This is a genomic window from Pseudomonas sp. HB05, from assembly GCF_016756915.1.
GTDB classification, from domain to species: domain Bacteria; phylum Pseudomonadota; class Gammaproteobacteria; order Pseudomonadales; family Pseudomonadaceae; genus Aquipseudomonas; species Aquipseudomonas alvandae.
On the sequence record NZ_JAESPG010000003.1, the window covers coordinates 119,624 to 140,984 of the forward strand.

Sequence of the window (21,361 nt, forward strand, 5' to 3'; positions counted from 1 at the left end):
CTCACAAATACGCAGTAACAGGTTATGCCGAAATAACAGGCAACGACTCATGCTTATTCCGGCGAACTCCAGCAATTTTCGAGCGCACGCCTATACTGGCGAAACAGACAAAAGTGATTCGGGAGCCTGTCGATGTTCGCTCTCATGCAAAGCTCCCGCCTTGAATCGCTGCACTTAAGCGTAGACCCGGTGACCGGGTTGAAGGCGGTGATTGCCATTCATTGCAGCCGTCCGGGGCCTGCCCTGGGAGGTTGTCGTTATCTTTCCTACCCCGACGACGAAAGTGCCGTGGCCGACGCTGTGCGCCTGGCCCAGGGCATGAGCTACAAGGCTGCCCTGGCCGGCTTGCCCGTGGGGGGCGGAGTGGCGGTCATCATGCGCCCTGCGCATGTCGAAAGCCGGGCCGCGCTGTTCGAAGCCTTTGGCCGTTGCATCGAGCAACTGGATGGTCGCTATATCACCGCCATCGACAGCGGGACGTCGGTGGCGGACATGGACTGCATCGCCCAGCAGACCCGTCACGTCACCAGCACCACCGCCTCGGGAGACCCGGCGCCGCACGCGGCGATGGGCGTCTTCGCCGGTATTCGCGCCACGGCGATGGCCCGTTTGGGCAGCGATAACCTGGAGAGCCTGCGCGTCGCGATCCAGGGCTTGGGCAACGTCGGTTATGCCCTGGCCGAACAACTGCACGCGGCGGGCGCGGAACTGCTGGTCAGCGACATCGACCCCGGCAAGGTCCAGTTGGCCATGGAGCAATTGGGTGCCCACCCCATCGCCAACGATGCATTGCTCAGCACACCGTGTGACATCCTGGCGCCTTGCGGGCTCGGCGGCGTGCTCAACAGCCACAGCGTGGCGCAACTGCGTTGCTCGGCGGTCGCCGGCTCGGCTCATAACCAACTGAGCAACTTGCAGGTGGCTGATCAATTGGAGAGGCGCGGGATCCTCTATGCGCCGGACTACGTGATCAACTCCGGCGGCCTGATCTATGTCGCCCTGAAGCATCGCGGCGAAGAGTTGCCGACCATCACCGCGCACCTGTCGAAGATCGGCGCCCGGCTCACGGAAGTCTTCGCCCACGCCCAGGCGGAAAAACGCTCGCCAGCCCGGGTGGCCGATGAGTTGGCGGAGCGTTTGTTGTACCGATGACGCCGTCGCGAGGTACTAGGGGCGACTGCCCTCGGCCAGTACGGCGGCCCGGCGTTCGCGGCTGTAGTTCAATGCGAAATGCGCCACGAGACCAAAGATCAGTCCCCAGAATGCGGCGGCCAAACCGAGGAAGCTCATGCCCGACGCTGTCACCAGGAAGGTAATCAGCGCGGCTTCCCGTTGTTTGTCGTCGGCCATGGCACCGGTCAGCCCGGCACTGATCGCGCCGAACAAGGCCAGGCCGGCGAGGGACGCGATCAATTCTTTCGGCAGCGCGGAAAACACCGAGGCCAAGGTCGCGCCAAAAACGCCCATCAGGATGTAGAAGACCCCGCAGGCAATCCCGGCGATGTAGCGTTTGTCGCGGTCCTCATGGGCTTCGCGGCCGGTGCAGATCGCTGCGGTGATCGCGGCCAGGTTCAAGCCATGGGAGCCGAACGGAGCCATCAGGATCGAGCCGATGGCGGTGAAGGAAATGATCGAGCGAGCCGGCGTGTCATAGCCGGCGGTGCGCAGCACGGCCATGCCCGGCACGTACTGACCGGTCAAGGTGACCAGCGCCAGCGGCAAGCCGATGTTGATGATCGCGTGCCAGCTCCACTGCGGGGCGATGAAGACCGGATGGGCCACCGCAACATCGATCGAGCCGCTGTTGAGTTCGCCGAACGAAGCTGCCACCGCGCAGCCGATGATCAGCACCGACAGGATCGCGTAGCGTGGCGAGAAGCGCTTGAAGGCCAGATAGGCCGCGATCATCGCCAACACCAACACCGGTTGCAGTTCAATGGACGTGAACAGCCCGGCGCCGAAGCGGAACAGGATGCCGGCGAGCATGGCGGCGGCAATGGCCTTGGGCAGGCGGCTCATCAGTTTGTCGAACGCGCCGGACAGGCCGACCACGGCGATGATTACCGAAGCCACAATGTAAGCGCCGATGGCCTGGGGCAGGGTAACGGTGGGCAGCATCGACACCAGCAACGCCGCGCCCGGCGTCGACCACGCCGTGATCACCGGAACCCGCAGGCGCCAGCTCAGGAACAGCCCTGTCACCCCGCTGCCAATGGAAATGGCCCAGATCCATGACGACACCACATCGTTGGGCAGCTGTGCTTCCTTGGCGGCCTGGAACACGATGATCAGTGGGCCGGCGTAGGAAATGATCACGGCAATAAAGCCTGCGATGATCGCGGAGAGGGATAGATCCTTTCTGATTGTGTCCATGAGGTCTCGGCTTGGCGCGCTGGGCACCCGAATGTTGGCGGTTGGGGGAATTGACTGAGTCGATTTTCGTGAGTGTATTTGAACGGATTGAATCGATTCAATAGGCGCGGTGATTAATCATTGAAATATTTTCACGGCGCTACGTTTTATCGCTGTGTAGGCGATTTCATCTGGCTATACGGCTTTTCGTGCTTCGGCATTCTGGCAAAGCAGTGAATCGATTCAATCAACTCAATTTGCGCCGCTTGCCGGAATGAGCCGCACGGCGCCTTGTGCTATGCTCGGCCACTGATCATTTCTACGATGGGCATTCGTCATTCATGTGGGTTCCCCAGCTAAGCGACACCAGCCAGCCGATGTACCTGTCGATCGCCGATGCACTGGCGCGCGATATCGACAGTGGAGTGTTGAATGAAGGTGATCGGCTGCCGACGCTGCGGGAGCTGGCCAGTGCGTTGGATGTCACGCCGGGCACCATCAGCCGGGCATACAGCGAAGCCCATCGGCGTCATTTGGTGCGCGGGGAAGTGGGACGCGGCACTTATGTGCTCAACCGCCAGTTACTTGAACTGCCGACGAGCAACAGTGCCGTGGCGCTCAACCTTGGCCAGCCTGAATTACTTGATCTGTCGATCATCAAACCCTACAGCGAGACGTTGGATTATTGGTTGCGCGGTGCGCTGGTGGGCATGGCCAGGAGCACCGATTTCGCTCGCGCCCTGGATTACGCCCCCGACGGTGGGCATCCGGCCCATCGTGAGGCAGGGGCGCAATGGCTTCGCCATTCATTGCCCGACGCTCAATGGCAACAGGTGGTCATCACGTCGGGTGCCCAGCATGGCTTGATGGTAGCGATGAGCGCCTTGACCCGTGCTGGCGACCTGGTGCTGTGCGAAGCGCTTTGCTATCCCGGCATCATTTCCCTTGCCCATGGCCTGGAACGTCGCCTGCGCGGCGTGCCGATGGATGACGAAGGCATCATTCCCGAGGCGTTGCGCGAGCTGTGCCTGCGGGAAAAACCGGCCATGCTGATTTGCGTGGCGACGTGCCAGAACCCCACGGCGGCAATCATGTCGCAACAACGCCGGGCCCAGATTGCGGCGCTGGCCGAAGAGTTCGATTTCATCATCCTGGACGATGATATCTACGGTTTTCTCGCGACCGATCCCTCGACCAAGCCGTTGGCCGCCTTTGCACCGGACCGTTCGGTGTACCTGACCAGCCTGTCCAAGTCGATCATGCCGGCGCTTCGCATCGGTTATCTCCATAGCCCGCCGAAACTGCTGTCGCGCCTGACCTCAATGGTGCGCAGCAGTGTCTGGATGCCCTCGCCGTTGACCGCGCAGTTGGCCAGCAACGTAATCACCGAGGGCCTGGACAAGAAGCTGGTTCGCATCCAGCGCAACGAAGCGGCTGCACGGCAAGCGATTGCCCAGGAAGTCTTCGCCAGGTTCGAGCTCAAGGCCCAGCCTTACTCGTATCACGTCTGGTTGACGTTGCCCGAGCCATGGACCAGCGATGAATTCACCATGCTCGCCCGGGCCAACGGCGTATTGGTACTCAGCGGCAGCCAGTTCCAGGCTGAACGTTCAGGCACCGCCAGCCGGTGCGTGCGCCTGGTGCTGATGTCCCCCACCAGCCAGGACGAATTGCGTTTCGCCCTGACCAAGCTCGCCAGCCTGATCGATTCGGACCCGCGTCGTTTCTATTGATAAAAAAAGATCGCAGCCTTCGGCAGCGCCTACGCGGTGTAGGTGCTGCCGAAGGCTGCGATCTTCTGGTCATTCGTCCGACGGGTTGAGCAACTCGGACAGGGCGTCCGGCTGGCTCTTGAATGCCTTGGCGAACACATCGCGATTCTTCGCCATGTAGATCCCGGCTTCTTCCACCTGTTGCTCGCTCAGCGATGGAACGGCTTTTTGCAACACCTCGGCCAGCAATTCGGCGAGCTCCAGCATTTTGTCATGACGGTCAGCTTCGGCTTTATCCATGAACAAGCGCTCCAGATCTCGGCTGCTGCGGTATACCACTTCGACGGCCATTCACCACCTCACATGCCTTCACATTGGTTATCGTGCGACTACTGTATTTATATACAGGCGAAAGAATAAGCGAATCCCTTCCCTTTGGATAGTGGCTTTTTAATGTAGCCGGTTTCGAGTCTTGTCGCGTAAGCCGTGCCTGTTCGCGACGCCGCCGTTTCGTGTGACACGTGTCGAATACCAGCCCATCGCCATCTCATCGAGGACACTGGCCTTTTTTCTGCATGCAGAACAACCGTCACGTCCAACCCGCATCATCCGGTCGAGTCGACCTAAGGAAACTACATCGTGAAAATCAACTGGGCCGAGAACCTGCGCCAGAACGTGCATCAACTGGCCGAATCGCTGGGCAACCTGTTCGTCGAGACGTTTCACTACCTGGCGCTGTTCGCCATTGGTGCGGTGACCGCATGGGCTGCGGTAATGGAATTCCTGCAGATGATCGAAACGGGACACATCAAGATCGATGACATCCTGCTGCTGTTCATCTACCTCGAATTGGGTGCGATGGTCGGGATCTATTTCAAGACCAACCACATGCCTGTACGGTTTTTGATCTACGTGGCGATCACGGCGCTGACGCGGCTGCTGATTTCCAACGTCTCCCACCACAGCCCGCCTGATCTGGGGATCATCTACCTGTGCGGCGGCATATTGCTATTGGCGTTCGCGATCCTGGTGGTGCGCTACGCCTCGTCGCAGTTCCCTTCGGTGAAGATCGAACATCCGCACCGCAAGATCGGTGCGGGTTCCAGTGAACATACCGAAGTGGAAAAGGGCGAAATCTAGAGGCCGGCGGCAGAAGGTGCCGGGCCTTGGGCTTGGGGTGGCGGCACTTTGATGTTGTCACCGCCGGTCATGGCTTCGAGGATGGCCACGGCGCTGTGGCCCTGTTCGATGGCGATCCCGAACTGGATGCTCTGCACCAGACGTTTGAGCCGTTCCGGATCGTTGCGTTGCTGGGCGCTGATCATGCGCTTGGCGACGATGCGCCCGCCCTTGGAAAGGGTCAGCATGATGCTTCCGTCCAGGCCCTGAATGCTCAGGTTGATTTGATACTGCGGCGCGAAGGCGTCCGTAATGATCTGAAAAGGGTTGTCCATGATGCGTCACCGCCTGATTGAACGTGCAGTTGTTGACCGGCCATGATCGGGATTAGTTCGCAATACCGGACCACCGGCCATTCCATGATCGTGTCCATCCAAAGGTTGCGGAGGGCGTCAGCCTCAAGGAATCGCCGTCTCGCCGCGTTCGGTAGCTTCTGCAGGCTCCTGTAGAGGAGTTAGCAAGGGCCATGCCGGAAAAACTGTCGGACAATGATCACGGCGCCTGACGAACGAATGCTCTGGAATGCGGCTTTCCATGCAGCCCGTTTCGGGGCAGGAAGCGGTTGATGTTCGCTGACGGTGCAAGAAGGGAAGGTGTTTGGAGGGGCTTGGGTGGGGTGAGGCAACTCCCGACATTAACAGCGCTTTTGCCCGTTGTCCGGCTTTATTTGCAAATCAATATTTATCTTTTTCCAGGGCTTGAATTGTTCTTCCGCCAGCCCGACTCTGTACTCAAGGGGCCGTTGCGCTAACGTCGATTGGCCCCTGGCGAGCTAGCCGAAATAAGGGATGAACTATGCAAATCCAAGTCAATAGCGATAACCATATTCAAAGCAGCATCCGACTGGAGGAGTGGGTACGTACTACCATTGAAAGCACGCTCGAACGTTACGAAGAAGACCTGACACGGGTCGAGGTCCATTTGGGGGATGAGAACGGCGACAAGCCCGGTCCCCATGACTTGCGTTGCCAGCTCGAGGCGCGGCCAAAAGGCCACCAGCCAATTTCGGTGACGCACAAGGCGGAATCGCTGGAGCTTGCCATCGAAGGCGCGGCCAGCAAACTGGAACACAAGTTGGAGCATCTGTTCGGCAAACTGCGCGGCAAGCGCGCTGCCACCAACGGTCCGACCGAGTCGATTGCACTGGCCGATGCCATGCTGGAAGAAGAATTCCTGGAAAACGAACGGGCCGCGCTCAACGGTTGATCGCCCCGTCCCAATTTAAGTCTGACTGAAAACGGGCCTGCTAATGCAGGCCCGTTTGCGTTTAGCGCAGGAACGCCTGGCGATACTCTCCAGGCGTCGCGCCCAGGGCCTGGCGAAATCGGTGGGTGAAGTGGCTGGCGCTGGCAAATCCACAGGCCAGCGCTACATCGCCCAGCGGTTGCGAAGTGCTGCGCAATAGCTGCCGCGCCTGGGACAGGCGTCTTGCCAGCACATACTGATGGGGTGGCAATCCGAAGCTTTCGCGGAACATCCGGGCAAAGTGGTATTCGGAGAGCGCGCACAACGCAGCCAGTTGTCCCAGACTGATGGCCTCGGCCAGTTGAGCGTCGATGTACTCCACCAGCATGCGCCGCTGGTGAGGAGCGAGCCCGCCCTTGAGACGAAGGTCCTGGCGTGGGCTGACCTGGCTGAGCAGCAAGTGGCTGAGCATGTCATGGGCGAGGCTGGTGGTGAGCAGGCGCTCGGCGGGCTCGTCCCAATTCAGGTTGATCAACTGGCGAAAGCGCTGCGCCTGTTGCGGGTCGTCAAGAAACGTCGCTTCGTGCAACTGCACTTGCCTGGGTTCGCGGTCGAGTAGCGTGACACAGCCAACGGCAAACTGCTCCGGGCTGAAATACAGGTGGGCCAGGCGGATGTCGCCGTTGATGACCCATGCTGATTCATGCTCTGCCGGCAGGACGCAGAGTTTGTCGGGCGCTCCGGTGGTATCAGGCCGCTCGCGGCGAAACGTGCCGGTGCCGCCGGCGATATAGCACGACAGCGTATGGTGGGTCGGCGCTTCGTAGTCGCGGGCGTCGTGATGATTGCTCCACAAAGCGGCCGCCATGCCGTCACCGAGCTCGGCGCTGTGCTCAAGGCGAGCATTGGGCGAGCTGTTGAGGGCTTGGAAGACTTGCAGGGTTTGCAGACTGGCCATGATCGTTTCTCCAACGCTTGCATCCTACTCCGTCATCCGCCCCGTGCCAGCCTGACCCGCATAAAAACCGCAAGTTTACGCAAGCGCCGGGCATGCATCGACGTGACACTGGAGGCCATTGCCAGGAGTCACCTCATGAACCTCTCGTTGTACCTGCTGACCGTACTCATCTGGGGCACCACCTGGATCGCCTTGAAGCTGCAGTTGGGCGTCGTCGCGATTCCCGTGTCGATTGTCTATCGCTTCGGTCTTGCCGCGCTGATCCTGTTCGCGATGCTGGTGCTCAGCCGGCGTCTACAAGTGATGAACCGGCGCGGCCACTTGATCTGCCTCGCCCAGGGCCTTTGCCTGTTCTGCATCAACTTCATGTGTTTCCTCACCGCAAGCCAGTGGATTCCCAGCGGATTGGTTGCGGTGGTGTTCTCCACCGCGACCCTCTGGAATGCCATGAACGCCCGGGTGTTCTTCGGCCAGCGCATCGCCCGTAACGTGTTGCTGGGCGGCGCCTTGGGACTGTTCGGGCTGGCGCTATTGTTCTGGCCGGAACTGGCTGGTCACCGCGCAAGCCCGCAAACCTTGCTCGGGTTGGCGTTGGCGTTGCTGGGGACGTTGTGTTTCTCGGCGGGCAACATGTTGTCGAGCCTGCAACAGAAAGCCGGCCTCAAGCCGCTGACCACCAACGCCTGGGGCATGGCATACGGGGCGGCGATGTTGTCGGTGTGGTGTCTGTTCCAGGGCATCCCGTTCGACATGGAGTGGAATGTTCGCTACGTCGGCTCGCTGCTGTACCTGGTGATCCCAGGCTCGGTGATCGGGTTCACTGCCTACCTGACGCTGGTCGGCCGCATGGGTCCGGAGCGCGCAGCGTATTGCACGGTATTGTTTCCGGTGGTGGCGTTAAACGTTTCGGCGTTCGCGGAAGGCTATCAATGGACGGCGCCAGCGCTGGCAGGGCTGGTGTTGGTAATGCTGGGTAACGTGCTGGTGTTTCGCAAGCCACGACCCGTAGCAACGGAAGTCGCGCTGGGTGCCCGCTGATGCACAACGTCAGGCGATAAACCCTGTGGCGAGGGAGCTTGCTCCCTCGCCACAGTGTGTTTTATTTCCAGACTTGCGGGTTGACCAGGTTCTTCGGTCGTTCGCCGGTCAATGCGCTGCGCAAGTTTTCCACGGCAAGATTGGCCATGGCTTCCCGGGTTTCGTGGGTCGCCGAGCCGATGTGTGGCAAGGTCACGGCGTTTTTCAACTGGAACAGTGGCGACTCGGCCAGCGGCTCTTTCTCGTAGACGTCCAGCCCGGCGCCACGGATGCGCTGGGTTTGCAGGGCTTCGATCAGTGCTGGCTCGTCCACCACCGGACCGCGGGAAATATTGACCAGGATCGCGCTCGGTTTCATCAGGCCCAGTTCGCGCTGGCCGATCAGGTGGCGGGTCTTCTCGCTGAGGGGCACCACGAGGCAGACGAAATCCGCTTCGGCCAGCAACTGGTCCAGTTCGCGAAATTGCGCGCCCAACTGGTTCTCCAATTCCGTCTTGCGGCTGTTGCCGCTGTACAGGATTGGCATGTTGAACCCCAGCCGGCCACGTCGGGCAATCGCCGCTCCGATATTGCCCATGCCGACGATGCCCAGGGTCTTGCCATGCACATCGCTGCCGAACAGTTGTGGCCCGACGGTTGCCTGCCACTGTCCGGCCTTGGTCCAGGCATCCAGTTCAGCGACGCGACGGGCGCTGCTCATCAGCAGGGCGAACGCCAGGTCGGCAGTGCTTTCGGTGAGCACGTCGGGGGTGTTGGTGAGCATGATCCCGCGTTCATTGAAGTACGCCAGGTCGTAGTTGTCATAGCCCACCGACACGCTGGATACCACCTCAAGCTTGGTGGCGTGCTGCAGCTGCTCGCGGCCAAGCTTGCGGCCGACGCCGATCAGTCCATGAACGTGGGGCAAGGCTTCGTTGAACTGCGCGTTGATGTCGCCCTTCGACGGGTTGGGCACGATCACGTCGAAGTCCTGTTGCAGGCGTTCGATCATCGGCGGTGTGATACGGCTGAAGGCAAGTACGGTTTTTTTCATCGTGCAAGGCTCATCTGCATGGAATACCAAGCACGCTAACATTCTTGGCGGCGGTTAGGCGAGAGGGGACGGCGTAATCGCAGGGCCACCAGTCTCTTGTGGGAGCGAGCTTGCTCGCGATAGCGGTGTATCAGGCGACGACAGACTGGCACATGAATCGCTATCGCGAGCAAGCTCGCTCCCACAGGGATTCTCAGAGATTCATGCCGCGCGCAGGGAAATAAAGGCGTAATTGACGGGGGCCTCCGTGACCACCCGCGCGCCACTGGCCATGACCTGGCTGGCAATGTCATCCCCAGACAAATGGAACTGCCATTCGCTGGCTTGCGGCTGCAGTGGCTGCGAACGGGCCAGGTCGATGGCCGCGGCAAACGCCTCCATGTTCGGCAGGTACGCCGTGAATCCGTCGCCCTTCAGGGCCGTGGTGTGAATGCCCAAGGAGGCGCAGATGCGTTCCTTGATGCCGATTTCTTCACGGTCAGCCTGACGTGAGCGCTCGATCAATCCTGCCAGTTCCTGATCCACCAACTTGCCGCCGACGATCAACTGCGGCCCCGTTTCCCACGACTCCGGTGGACAGTCCTTGGCGGCGGTATTGAGCGGGATGTGCGGATTGATTTCCATCGGATAGATGCGGCACACCAAAGGCCTGCGCTCATAGATGCTGCACAGGTTGTCGGCATCCAGGTTGTGGCAGGGGCCGGCGTTGTAGGCGGCAAAAGTGATTGCCACCAAGGCTTCACTCGTGCCGCTGCGGACCACCGCAGAGCGCCGTTCGGCATGTTCGCGCTGCGCCACGGGCAGGCCGAGGCCATTGGGCAGGAAGGCCTCGATCAGGACGATCACTTGACCGCCGTCACTCGCCCACATCCTGGCTTCGTCGAGCGTCAGGGGAACGTGATGACCGGAGCAGCACTTGCCGCACCCTACGCAGGAAAACGTTGTATTCATTAATCGACCGCAGGCAAATAGGCTGGAAGCGGCGTCAGAAAAACGCCGTAATGAGCGGTGCGAAGCAAGTTATGCGCCATTCACTGGGACGTGCCGGCGGGACGGATCGAGTCCCATTCGGTAACGAAGGCGGTCTTGGTTTTCTTGCGGTAGAGGCACAGTTCGGTGCCGGTCGCGCCTTTCATGTGCTTTTGCGGGTATTGGCCCTGCAACAGCAGCGCGGTGTAGCCGACGCGGTCATCGAATTGCGCGGCGGTGCCGACCGGTTCGGCGTTTTTCAAGCCACTGGCCTTGACGCAACTGGCGAGTACTTTCTTGTCATAGGTGGCCCAGGCGTCGGAGCTGGAGGCGTGGGCCTGCGACGACAGGGCGATCAGGGTGAAGAGAATCAGGGCTGGGGTTTTCATCAGGAAAGTCCTTGTTCTGGGAAGCCAGGACAAGAGTATGCCTGAGGCGAGGGCGAAGGGCGGGTGACGAAAATGGATCGCGGCTTTCGTTGCGCTGGAGCCAAAGAAAGCTGCGATCGATTTTCAGCGAACTCAGCGGCCTTGTTCAGCCACGGCCTTGGCCGCCGTGATCAGGCACTTGGTCAGTTCGGGCGAAGAGAACTTGGTCAGCACGCCGTTGGCGCCGGCCAATCGTGCTTTTTCGCTGTTCATGGCGCTGTCGAGCGAGGTGTGCAGCAATACGTAGAGATGGGCGAAATCCGGCGTCTCGCGCAGCGTGCGGGTAAGTGCATAGCCGTCCATCTCCGACATCTCGATATCGGAGACGATCAGGTTGATCTCCTGCGCGGTGCCTTGCAGCTCCAGCAGGCAATCGATGGCTTCCTTGGCGCTGCGGGCCGTGTGGCATTGCAGGCCCAGGTTGCGCAGGGTATGCACCGATTGTTGCAGGGCGACCTGGCTGTCATCGACCACCAGGATCCGCGCGTTGCCGAGCACTTCGGCGTCTTCCATGCTCAGCTCGGTGGGCGCCGTCTCGATCTGTGCCGGGGCGATGCCATGGATGACTTTTTCGATATCAAGCACTTGCACCAGCGTGCCGTCCACCGAGGTCACACCGGTGATGAACGCACGCACGCCGCCGGAGCCGTAGGGCGGTGGCTTGATGTCGGTGGTCAGGCAATGGACGATTTTGCTCACAGCCTGGACATGCAGGCCTTGTTTGGAACGGCTGACGTCGGTGACGATCAGGCAGCCGCCATCGGGATCTTCCAGCGGGCGCTCGCCAATGGCGCGGCTCAGGTCGATCACCGACAGTGACGTTCCGCGCAGCGTGGCGATGCCTTTGACGTGCGGGTGCGACTCCGGCAGTTTGGTCAGCGGCGGGCAGGGAATGATTTCACTGACTTTGAGCAGGTTGATTGCCATCAGCTTGCCGCTGCGCAAGGTAAACAGCAGAAGCGAAAGTGAATCTGCGCGGGCTTTGTTGGAAGACATAAAAACCTTCTGTGTAAAAAGGTGGGGCGAGCGATGTAGATCGCCAAGACAGCTTTTGATAACGGGTTATCGACTTGTAGGGGGCAGGCTTTAGGGCGAAAGCTTGTCGATCGCATGGATCGCTGCCACAAGCCACTATTTCAGGCCCAGCCGTTTCGCCATCCGCCCCAGGTTCGCCCGGTCCAGGCCCAGCTCGCGGGCGGCGCTGGCCCAGTTGTGCTGGTGACGTTCCAGGCAAGCGCTGATGATTTGCCTTTGATAGTTTTCCATGGCCTGGCGCAGGTCGCCGGTCATGATTTCCGGCTGCGCTGGTGCAGCGATAGCAATGGGTGCGTTGTCCGAGGCTGCGCGGGGCAGGTCCAGGTCTTCGGCGCTCAAACTGAGGATTTTCGGCCGTACCTTGCAATGGCCCAGCGCTTTCAACGCGCTGCGGCCAATCAGATGTTCCAGTTCGCGCACATTGCCCGGCCAATCGTAGGCCAGCAGCGCGGCCTGGGCATCGCTGGTCAAGCGCAGGCTCCCGAGGCCCATGCGCGACCGGTTCTGTTCCAGGAAAAAACCGGCGAGCAGCAACACATCACGCCCGCGATCACGCAGTGCGGGCACCTGCAGCGGGTACACGCTCAAGCGATGGTAGAAGTCGGCCCGATAACGGCCATTGCGCACTTCGTCGGCGAGGTCGCGATTGGTCGCCGCGATCAGGCGTACGTCGACGCGGTGTTCCTTGTCCGAGCCCAGGCGTTGCAACTGACCGCTCTGCAAGACCCGCAGCAACTTGGCCTGGACGGTCAGGGACAGCTCGCCCACCTCATCGAGGAACAAGGTTCCGCCATCGGCCAGTTCGAATTTGCCGCGCCGGTCGTTCATGGCTCCGGTGAAAGCGCCGCGCACATGACCGAACAGCTCGCTTTCCACCAGGGTGTCCGGCAGGGCGGCGCAGTTGAGGCTGATCAGCGGTTGGTCGGCGCGGTTGGAGGCTGCGTGTATCGCCTGGGCGACCAGTTCCTTGCCGACGCCGGTTTCGCCGGTGATCAGCACCGTCAGGTCGCTGCCGCCCACCAACTTGATTTCTTCCACCAGGCGTTTGTGGGCCTTGCTCTGGCCAACCATGTCGCGATGCTGCTGGCCGCTCGCCTGGCGATAGACCTCGGCGCGGTGATGCTCATCCTCGGCCCTCAGAGCCAACCGCTCGATCCGTTCGGCGGCGCTGACAGTGGCGGCGGCGAGGCTGGCAAAGGCTTGCAAAGCGCTCAGGTCGATCGGTTCGAAGCGTTCCGGATCCAATGAATCAAGGGTCAGCAACCCCCAGGGCCGCTCATCGACGAACAGCGGGCAACCCATGCAGTCGTGGACTTCCAAATGTTCGTCCAGGCCTTCGACCAGTCCGTCGTAGGGATCGGGCAGGTCACTGTCGGTGGCGAAGCGGGTTGGCTGCGAATTGGCGAGCAACGCCTCGAAACGCGGGTGTTCGTTGATACGAAATCGCCGTCCCAATGTGTCGGTGCTCAAGCCATCCACGGCCAACGGCACGAGGCAATCCCCGTCCAGGCGCAGCAGCGCGGCGGCGTCGCATGGCAGCAGGGCGCGCAGGGCACCGAGCAAGCGCCGATAACGCTCGCCTTCCGGCAGTTCGCGGGACAGATCCGCCACCAGGGGCAGCAGTGAGGTGAGCAAGGAGGTTGCGGTCATAATGACTCCAGTTGGTCATAACGACTATAAAGGTTGCGGTGTCTTTATGACTATCTATTTATTAACCTATTGAAATTAAACGATAAATTTTATGGCATGAAAACTGATAAGCATGGGTATCCGTTATCTGTTCCACGCGAGGAGTTACCTATGCTGAGTCGAGAACAACGCGCCATCATCCGTTCCACTGTCCCATTGCTCGAGAGCGGTGGTGAAGCGCTGATCACTCATTTCTACCGCATGATGTTGTCCGAATACCCTCAAGTGCGCCCGCTGTTCAACCAGGCTCACCAGGCCAGCGGCGACCAACCCCGGGCGCTGGCCAATGGCGTGCTGATGTATGCGCGCCATATCGATCAGCTCGACCAATTGGGTGACCTGGTGGCGAAAATCGTCAACAAGCACGTGGCCTTGCAAATCCAGCCTGAACATTACCCGATCGTTGGTGCCTGCCTGCTGCGGGCAATCGCTGAAGTGCTGGGCGAAGAAATCGCCACGCCAGAAGTGATCGAGGCATGGGGCGCGGCTTATAACCAACTGGCCGATATCCTGATCGGCGCCGAGACCGGCCTGTATGACCAGAAGGCCGCGGCGCCGGGTGGCTGGCGCGGTGAGCGGGCATTCATCCTCACCGCGAAGGTGCCGGAGAGCGCGGAAATCACTTCGTTCTACTTTGAACCGGCCGACAATGGCCCTATCTTGCAGGCCGAGCCTGGCCAATACATCGGCATGAAGTTGGTCCTGGACGGTGAAGAAGTGCGCCGCAATTATTCGCTGTCGGCCCTGGCGGACAACGGGCAGTACCGCATCAGCGTGAAGCGCGAGGCGGGTGGCCGGGTATCCAATTACCTGCACGACGAGTTCCAGGTCGGCAGCAGCATCCAACTCTTCCCGCCGTCCGGAGACTTCTATCTCACGGAAAGTGACAAACCGCTGGTGCTGATCAGTGGCGGCGTCGGCATCACTCCGACCCTAGCGATGTTGCAGGCGGCGTTGCAGACCGAGCGTCCCGTGCACTTCATCCATTGCGCGCGCAATGGGCAAGTACACGCCTTCCGCGACTGGATCGACGACCTGGCCAGCCGGCATCCGCAACTCAAGCGCTTTTATTGCTACGACGAGCATGACGGCACAGGCCCTGCGGCTGACAAGGTCGGGCTGTTGAGCGAGGACCAACTGGCGCAGTGGTTGCCGGAGCAACGCGACCTGGACGCCTATTTCCTTGGGCCGAAGGGTTTCATGGCGGCGATCAAGCGGCATCTCAAGGCGTTGGGCGTGCCGGCGGAGCAAAGTCGCTACGAGTTCTTCGGGCCGGCGGCTGCGTTGGAGTAAAGGCTGCGGGCGACCTGGGAGACCGGGTTGCCTTCATCGCGAGCAAGCTCGCTCCCACAGTTTTTCGGGGGCCATTCTGTTGGCGTACCCCCAATCCCTGTGGGAGCGAGCTTGCTCGCGATAGCGTTGGTTCTGCCGACGCGGTACTGAAATTAATCCGCGCTTAACCCCCTTCCTGTTTATTCCCTCGATACTGCCGACTGCCGCTCGTTCATCTTCTGCGTGTAGACTTCGGCCATCCGATAACGCGCCACGTGCCGCAAGGCTGCGCGTCGATCCATGCACTTAAGGGAAACGCAATGAATGAGGAAATGATGCGGCTGGGCCGTGAGCGGCGCTATCTCGTGCTGCTGGGGCTTATCTGCCTGGCGCTGATCGGCGGCGCGCTCTATATGCAGGTGGTCCTCGGTGAGGCTCCCTGCCCACTGTGCATTTTGCAGCGCTATGCGTTGTTGTTGATCGCGATCTTCGCCTTCATCGGCGCGGCGATGCGCAGCCGCCGCAGCCTGACGATTTTTGAAGGCCTGGTTGTGCTTTGCGCCTTGGCCGGCGCGGGAGTGGCAGGGCATCACGTATACACCCAGTTCTTCCCGGCGGTCAGCTGCGGTATCGATGTGCTGCAACCGATTGTGGATGACCTGCCGCTGGCGAAGATCTTCCCGCTGGGCTTCCAGGTCGATGGTTTCTGCTCCACCCCGTATCCGCCGATCCTCGGATTGTCGCTGGCGCAATGGGCGCTGGTGGCGTTCGTGCTGACCGTCGTGCTGGTGCCATTGCTGGTGTCGCGCAATCGCAAAGCCATTCGCTGAGGCAACGCAGGACGACGCCCCGGTTTCCTTACCAGGAACCGGGGCGTTTTTCGTTTCAGGCCCGGTAAGGATCAGCCTTGATCCGAGGCAAGAATAGCCTGCGGCAATGTGCGACACGTTGTCACACATGTTGCGTCCGGGCTCCTTTCAAGACGCGAATTGACGCCTGGATCTGTAATAAAAAAACAGCCTGCTGGCACTTTGCAGAGTACGTAGAGGTGATCTCGGGCAGGCATTTTTAACAGAGAAGCGCTTCACCGCCCAGGCCCCGAAAAACGGGCGCCCGAAAGCTATCAAGGCTCAGTCATGCGACCTGGAGCTGTCTAAATCGGGCGTAGTAGCCTTACGTTTTTTGGGGTTCTTGTTGAGAATGAATTTCGATAAGATGCTGGCCCGTTGCGATATCGACAACAGATTGTTGCCGGTTCGGATAAAAATTATTTCGGGATGAGACATGGTCTACAGCGCGTCAGCTCACTACAATCGCCCGCACCGATTTTCCGACCCGGCTCAGGCTTGAGCACGAGAGTGGTCGAAGGGCGCCAGCGCCCCATGCGACCCCAAGGTGTCGGTGCCTCCAACTACCCGCACCAAATGGAATTGGGCTTGAACTAGGCCTTTGACCAACGAATAAGAACTCACTGCTGGCCCAGGATGTGTCGAACAGCCGCTGACGTTCGACGGGCAGCCCTTATTCAATCCAAGAAAATGCCAACCCTTGGCAGGGTGAAGTGTTGGCGATCAAAACCCAACTGCATTGCGCAAGCTGCTTTAGAGGTCGTGAGATGAGTAAAAACAGGTACCCCCGATTACTAGGCTTGTTGCCGCTGCTCGGCACGTTGCTGCTGGGAGGCTGCAACATGACCTTGCTCGATCCCAAGGGCCAGGTCGGCCTGGATGAACGAAACCTGATCATCACCGCCACGCTGCTGATGTTGCTGGTCGTTGTGCCGGTTATCGTCATGACGTTCCTGTTCGCCTGGAAATACCGCGCGTCCAACACCCAGGCTGTGTACACGCCGAAGTGGTCCCACTCGACCAAGATCGAAGTGGCGGTATGGACCATCCCGGTGCTGATCATCATTGCCCTGGGTTATGTCACCTACAAGTCGACCCACGCCCTGGACCCGTATCGTCCGCTGGATTCCGACGTCAAGCCGATCACCATCGAAGTGGTGTCGATGGACTGGAAGTGGCTGTTCATCTATCCGGAACAAGGCATCGCCACGGTCAACAAGATCGTGTTCCCGGCCCATACGCCGATCAACTTCAAGGTCACCTCCGACACCGTGATGAACTCGTTCTTCATCCCGGGCCTGGGCGGCCAGATCTACGCGATGGCCGGCATGCAGACCAAGCTGCACCTGATCGCCAACCAGAACACCGAACTCGAAGGTATCTCCGCCAACTACAGCGGCGCGGGCTTTACCGGCATGAAGTTCAAGGCGACCGCCACCACCCAGGAAGAATTCGACGCCTGGGTAAACGAAGTCAAGAAGGCACCTAAACAGCTTGAAAAAGCTGAATACGAAGCCCTTTCCAAACCGAGCCAGAACAACCCAGTCGAACTCTACTCGTCGGTAACGCCGAACCTGTTCCAGACCATCATCGACAAGTATGAAGGGATGAATCCGGGCAAGCCGATGCATCACGAGAAGGGCGAGAAGGAAGTGGCTCACAACATGGAAGGGATGGACATGAGCTCGCATTCAGCTGCCGGGGCAGAGGAGTAAACGATGTTTGGTAAATTAAGTTGGGAAGCGATCCCGTTCCACGAGCCGATTGTCATGGTGACCCTCGCCATCATCGCGCTCGGTGGTCTGGCGTTGTTCGCCGGTATCACTTATTTCAAGAAGTGGACCTACCTGTGGACAGAGTGGCTGACCTCGGTCGATCACAAGAAGATCGGCGTGATGTACATCATCGTCGCCATGGTCATGCTGCTGCGCGGTTTTGCCGACGCGATCATGATGCGTACCCAGCTGGCCATGGCCACCGAGGGTTCGCCTGGCTACCTGCCGCCTGAACACTATGACCAGATCTTCACCGCCCACGGTGTGATCATGATCATCTTCATGGCGATGCCATTCTTCACCGGCCTGATGAACCTTGCAGTGCCGCTGCAGATCGGCGCCCGTGACGTTGCCTATCCCTTCCTGAACTCCCTGAGCTTCTGGCTGCTGGTGTCCGGCGTCGTGCTGATCAACGTTTCCCTGGGTGTCGGCGAATTCGCCAAGACCGGTTGGGTTGCCTATCCGCCATTGTCGGGGCTGCAATACAGTCCGGGCGTGGGGGTGGATTACTACATCTGGGCGCTACAGCTATCCGGGTTGGGGACAACGCTGACGGGGGTCAACTTCCTGGCCACCGTGCTGAAGATGCGTACCCCTGGCATGAAGCTGATGGACATGCCGATCTTCACCTGGACCTGCACCTGGGCCAACGTCCTGATCGTCGCTTCGTTCCCGATCCTGACCGCGACACTGGCTCTGCTGACGCTTGACCGCTACATGGATTTCCACATTTTCACCAATGAACTGGGTGGAAATCCGATGATGTACGTGAACCTGTTCTGGGCCTGGGGTCACCCTGAGGTGTACATCCTGATCCTGCCGGCGTTCGGTATTTTCTCCGAAGTCATCTCGACGTTCTCCGGCAAGAAACTGTTTGGCCACCACTCGATGATCTACGCTTCCGGCGCGATCTCGGTACTGGGCTTCATGGTCTGGCTGCACCACTTCTTCACCATGGGCTCGGGTGCCAGCGTCAACGCCTTCTTCGGCCTGGCGACGATGCTGATCTCGATCCCGACGGGTGTGAAGCTGTTCAACTGGCTGTTCACCATCTACCAGGGCCGCCTGCGTTTCACCAGCCACGTGCTGTGGACCCTGGGCTTCATGGTGACCTTCGCCATCGGCGGCATGACCGGCGTACTGCTGGCCATCCCGGGTGCGGACTTCGTGTTGCACAACAGCCTGTTCGTGATCGCGCACTTCCATAACGTGATCATCGGCGGCGCCGTGTTCGGCTACATCGCCGGCTTTGCGTTCTACTTCCCGAAAGCGTTCGGCTTCAAGCTGCACGAAGGTTGGGGCAAGGCAGCGTTCTGGTTCTGGATCTCGGGCTTCTTCGTCGCGTTCATGCCGCTCTATGCACTGGGCTTCATGGGCATGACCCGTCGCTTGAACGCCACCACCAACCCTGAGTGGGTGCCGTACCTGTACGTCGCCATGTTCGGCGCGGTGATGATCGCGGTCGGTATCGCCTGCCAGTTGATCCAGCTGTACGTCAGCGTGCGTGATCGCAAGAAGCCGGAAAACATGTGCGAACACGGTGATCCGTGGAATGCCCATACCCTGGAATGGTCGACTTCGTCGCCACCACCGTTCTACAACTTTGCCGTGCTGCCGAAAGCGGAAGCCATCGACCCGTTCACCGAAGCCAAGGAAGCCGGTACCGCGTACCAGGTTCCGGCCAAGTACGAGCCGATCCACATGCCCAACAACACCGCCACCGGTGTGGTCATGGGGGCGCTGTTGACCGTGTTCGGTTTCGCGATGATCTGGCACATCTGGTGGCTGGCCATCGCCAGCCTGGTCGGCACCGTGGCGTATTTCGTGATCCATGCCGCCCGTGACGATCAGGGCTACATGGTGCCGGTGGATGTCATCGAGCGCATCGAAGCCGAGCAGCACAAGCGCCTGGTCGCGGCCGGGAAAGTCCCTGCCACCGCCACCCGTGTTGAAACCTCGTTGGAACAGGCTTAAACCATGTCGAACTTAGTGACCAATGTTGGACACGCCCATGGTCATGACCATGGGCATGATGACCATCACCACGACTCGGGCGAGATGACCGTATTCGGTTTCTGGCTCTACCTGATGACCGACTGCATTCTGTTTGCGTCGATCTTCGCGGTGTACGCGGTGCTGGTTAACAACGTCGCCGGTGGCCCGTCGGGCCACGACATCTTCGAACTGCCTTACGTACTGGGCGAAACCGCGCTGCTGCTGTTCAGTTCGATCACCTACGGCTTCGCCATGCTGGCGTTGTTCAAGGGCAAGAAAACCCAGGTCCTGGGCTGGTTGGCCATGACCTTCCTGCTGGGCGCCGGCTTTATCGCCATGGAGATCAACGAGTTCCATATCCTGATCGCCGAAGGCTACGGCCCTAGCCGCAGCGGCTTCCTGTCCGGGTTCTTCACCCTGGTCGGCACCCACGGCCTGCACGTGACCAGCGGCCTGATCTGGATGGCGATCATGATGTACCAGGTCCAGAAAAACGGCCTGACTGCCACCAACAAGACGCGCCTGAGCTGCCTGAGCCTGTTCTGGCACTTCCTGGACGTGGTGTGGATCTGCGTATTCACCGTTGTTTATCTGATGGGGACCCTGTAAATGGCTAACGCACATTCCCATGATGGCCATGACGCCAGCCACGGCAGCGTCAAGTCCTACGCCATCGGCTTCATCCTGTCGGTGATCCTGACCGTCATTCCGTTCGGCCTGGTGATGTACCCGTCGCTGCCCAAGACCCTGACCCTGTGGATCATCCTGATCTTCGCCGTGGTCCAGGTACTGGTGCACCTGGTGTACTTCCTGCACCTGGACCGCTCCGCTGCCCAACGTAACAACGTGGTCGCGTTTGTGTTTGCCGCGATCGTGATTGTCCTGCTGGTCGGCCTGTCGTTGTGGATCATGTTCAGCATCCACACCAACATGATGGCGCACTGAGGAAAGTCCGGATGTCACTGAAGCACTTTATCCAAATCACCAAGCCGGGGATCATTTTCGGTAACGTGCTTTCTGTGGCGGGCGGGTTTTTCCTGGCCTCAAAAGGGCATGTCGATCTGGCCATCTTCCTGGCGGCGATGATCGGCACTTCCCTGGTGGTGGCGTCCGGTTGCGTGTTCAACAACTGCATCGACCGCGACATCGACATCAAGATGGAACGCACCAGGAACCGGGCGCTGGTCCAGGGCCTGGTTTCGCTGAAGCTGGCCCTGGCCTTCGCCACGGTGCTGGGCGTCGCCGGCGTGGCGCTGCTGTACTGGGTGGCCAATCCGTTGGCGGCGTTGTTCGCGGTGATCGGTTTTGTCATCTACGTCGGCCTCTACAGCCTGTACCTCAAGCGCAAGTCGGTCCATGGCACGCTGGTGGGCAGCCTGTCGGGAGCGATGCCGCCGGTGATCGGTTATGTCGCGGTCAGCAACAGCTTCGACATGGCGGCGCTGACGCTGCTGGTGATGTTCAGCCTGTGGCAGATGCCGCATTCCTATGCCATCGCGATCTTCCGCTTCAACGACTACCTGGCAGCCTCGATTCCGGTGCTGCCGGTCAAGCGCGGTATCCAAGTGGCCAAGAAGCACATCCTGCTGTACATCCTGGCGTTCCTCGTCGCGACCTTGATGCTGACCTTCAGCGGCTACGCCGGCATGAGCTACCTCGCCGTCGCCGCCGCCATGGGCATGTACTGGCTGTACATGGCCTGGACCGGCTACAAGGCAGTGGATGACAGGGTCTGGGCACGCAAGCTGTTCGTGTTCTCGATCTTCACCATCACCGCCCTGAGCGTCATGATGTCCCTGGATTTCAAGGTGCCGAGTGAGTTGTTGCTGACTTACGCGCCTTAAGCGCCAGAGCTGCAAAAAAAGCCCCGCCTTCGAGAGAAGCGCGGGGCTT

At 60.0% G+C, this 21,361-nt stretch carries 21 protein-coding genes; 12 read left to right on the top strand and 9 right to left on the bottom strand.

Annotated features, from left to right (window positions below):
• The first annotated feature begins 132 nt into the window (after window positions 1-132).
• Window positions 133-1,152 carry a Glu/Leu/Phe/Val dehydrogenase family protein gene (locus tag JMN22_RS04680; protein WP_030139906.1) on the top strand — a complete coding sequence of 340 codons (1,020 nt, stop codon included), beginning with the start codon at window positions 133-135 and terminating at the stop codon, window positions 1,150-1,152.
• Between the two features lie 15 nt (window positions 1,153-1,167).
• Here the strand turns inward: JMN22_RS04680 and JMN22_RS04685 are convergent, their stop codons facing one another.
• Window positions 1,168-2,373 (bottom strand): benzoate/H(+) symporter BenE family transporter, encoded by a 1,206-nt coding sequence (locus JMN22_RS04685; protein ID WP_198796632.1) that lies wholly within the window; start codon window positions 2,371-2,373, stop codon window positions 1,168-1,170.
• Between the two features lie 320 nt (window positions 2,374-2,693).
• Here JMN22_RS04685 and JMN22_RS04690 point away from each other — a divergent pair, with 320 nt between their 5' ends.
• Window positions 2,694-4,085, top strand: coding sequence for an aminotransferase-like domain-containing protein (locus JMN22_RS04690; protein WP_030139908.1), 1,392 nt, complete (start codon window positions 2,694-2,696; stop codon window positions 4,083-4,085).
• Between the two features lie 69 nt (window positions 4,086-4,154).
• Here the strand turns inward: JMN22_RS04690 and JMN22_RS04695 are convergent, their stop codons facing one another.
• The gene (locus JMN22_RS04695) at window positions 4,155-4,415 is read right to left on the bottom strand and encodes a YebG family protein (RefSeq protein WP_003205410.1); all 261 of its coding nucleotides are present in this window, start codon (window positions 4,413-4,415) and stop codon (window positions 4,155-4,157) included.
• Window positions 4,416-4,703: 288 nt separating this feature from the next.
• Here JMN22_RS04695 and JMN22_RS04700 point away from each other — a divergent pair, with 288 nt between their 5' ends.
• Window positions 4,704-5,204 carry a phosphate-starvation-inducible protein PsiE gene (locus JMN22_RS04700; protein WP_030139909.1) on the top strand — a complete coding sequence of 167 codons (501 nt, stop codon included), beginning with the start codon at window positions 4,704-4,706 and terminating at the stop codon, window positions 5,202-5,204.
• On the opposite strand, the gene JMN22_RS04705 is transcribed toward JMN22_RS04700, so the two are convergent.
• On the bottom strand, window positions 5,201-5,518 hold the full coding sequence (locus JMN22_RS04705; protein WP_030139910.1) for a DUF3509 domain-containing protein: 318 nt from the start codon (window positions 5,516-5,518) through the stop codon (window positions 5,201-5,203). The genes JMN22_RS04700 and JMN22_RS04705 overlap by 4 nt on opposite strands.
• 520 nt (window positions 5,519-6,038) lie before the next feature.
• Here JMN22_RS04705 and JMN22_RS04710 point away from each other — a divergent pair.
• The gene (locus JMN22_RS04710; protein WP_030139911.1) at window positions 6,039-6,449 is read left to right on the top strand and encodes an HPF/RaiA family ribosome-associated protein; all 411 of its coding nucleotides are present in this window, start codon (window positions 6,039-6,041) and stop codon (window positions 6,447-6,449) included.
• Window positions 6,450-6,510: 61 nt separating this feature from the next.
• Here JMN22_RS04710 and JMN22_RS04715 read toward each other — a convergent pair whose 3' ends face one another.
• Window positions 6,511-7,386, bottom strand: coding sequence for a helix-turn-helix domain-containing protein (locus tag JMN22_RS04715; RefSeq protein ID WP_198796631.1), 876 nt, complete (start codon window positions 7,384-7,386; stop codon window positions 6,511-6,513).
• Window positions 7,387-7,521: 135 nt separating this feature from the next.
• Here JMN22_RS04715 and JMN22_RS04720 point away from each other — a divergent pair, with 135 nt between their 5' ends.
• Complete coding sequence (locus tag JMN22_RS04720; RefSeq protein ID WP_030139913.1) at window positions 7,522-8,424, top strand: DMT family transporter; 903 nt, start codon at window positions 7,522-7,524, stop codon at window positions 8,422-8,424.
• Window positions 8,425-8,485: 61 nt separating this feature from the next.
• Here the strand turns inward: JMN22_RS04720 and JMN22_RS04725 are convergent, their stop codons facing one another.
• From JMN22_RS04725 to norR, 5 genes are all read right to left on the bottom strand, one after another.
• Window positions 8,486-9,457: a 2-hydroxyacid dehydrogenase gene (locus JMN22_RS04725; RefSeq protein ID WP_030139914.1), complete on the bottom strand. Its 972-nt coding sequence runs from the start codon at window positions 9,455-9,457 to the stop codon at window positions 8,486-8,488.
• Between the two features lie 201 nt (window positions 9,458-9,658).
• On the bottom strand, window positions 9,659-10,408 hold the full coding sequence (locus JMN22_RS04730; RefSeq protein ID WP_198796630.1) for a YkgJ family cysteine cluster protein: 750 nt from the start codon (window positions 10,406-10,408) through the stop codon (window positions 9,659-9,661).
• Window positions 10,409-10,488: 80 nt separating this feature from the next.
• Complete coding sequence (locus tag JMN22_RS04735) at window positions 10,489-10,815, bottom strand: hypothetical protein (RefSeq protein WP_030139916.1); 327 nt, start codon at window positions 10,813-10,815, stop codon at window positions 10,489-10,491.
• Between the two features lie 132 nt (window positions 10,816-10,947).
• Complete coding sequence (locus JMN22_RS04740) at window positions 10,948-11,850, bottom strand: chemotaxis protein CheV (protein ID WP_030139917.1); 903 nt, start codon at window positions 11,848-11,850, stop codon at window positions 10,948-10,950.
• Between the two features lie 135 nt (window positions 11,851-11,985).
• Window positions 11,986-13,539, bottom strand: a complete 1,554-nt coding sequence (gene norR / locus JMN22_RS04745) for a nitric oxide reductase transcriptional regulator NorR (RefSeq protein WP_198796629.1) — start codon at window positions 13,537-13,539, stop codon at window positions 11,986-11,988.
• A 150-nt stretch (window positions 13,540-13,689) separates the two neighbouring features.
• On the opposite strand from norR, the gene hmpA reads away from it, so the two are divergent.
• The 7 genes from hmpA (at window position 13,690) to cyoE (ending at window position 21,312) form a co-directional block, all read left to right on the top strand.
• Window positions 13,690-14,871, top strand: a complete 1,182-nt coding sequence (gene hmpA, locus JMN22_RS04750; protein ID WP_198796628.1) for an NO-inducible flavohemoprotein — start codon at window positions 13,690-13,692, stop codon at window positions 14,869-14,871.
• A 299-nt stretch (window positions 14,872-15,170) separates the two neighbouring features.
• Complete coding sequence (locus tag JMN22_RS04755) at window positions 15,171-15,680, top strand: disulfide bond formation protein B (RefSeq protein WP_030139920.1); 510 nt, start codon at window positions 15,171-15,173, stop codon at window positions 15,678-15,680.
• 785 nt (window positions 15,681-16,465) lie between these two features.
• Entirely contained in the window at window positions 16,466-17,413 is a 948-nt protein-coding gene (gene cyoA, locus JMN22_RS04760) for a ubiquinol oxidase subunit II (RefSeq protein WP_181287658.1), read from the top strand.
• Window positions 17,414-17,416: 3 nt separating this feature from the next.
• Complete coding sequence (gene cyoB, locus JMN22_RS04765) at window positions 17,417-19,447, top strand: cytochrome o ubiquinol oxidase subunit I (RefSeq protein ID WP_198796627.1); 2,031 nt, start codon at window positions 17,417-17,419, stop codon at window positions 19,445-19,447.
• Window positions 19,448-19,450: 3 nt separating this feature from the next.
• Window positions 19,451-20,077 (top strand): cytochrome o ubiquinol oxidase subunit III, encoded by a 627-nt coding sequence (locus tag JMN22_RS04770; protein WP_053125033.1) that lies wholly within the window; start codon window positions 19,451-19,453, stop codon window positions 20,075-20,077.
• Window positions 20,078-20,413: a cytochrome o ubiquinol oxidase subunit IV gene (gene cyoD / locus JMN22_RS04775; protein ID WP_198796626.1), complete on the top strand. Its 336-nt coding sequence runs from the start codon at window positions 20,078-20,080 to the stop codon at window positions 20,411-20,413.
• 11 nt (window positions 20,414-20,424) lie between these two features.
• Entirely contained in the window at window positions 20,425-21,312 is an 888-nt protein-coding gene (gene cyoE / locus JMN22_RS04780) for a heme o synthase (protein WP_198796625.1), read from the top strand.
• Window positions 21,313-21,361: the final 49 nt, after the last annotated feature.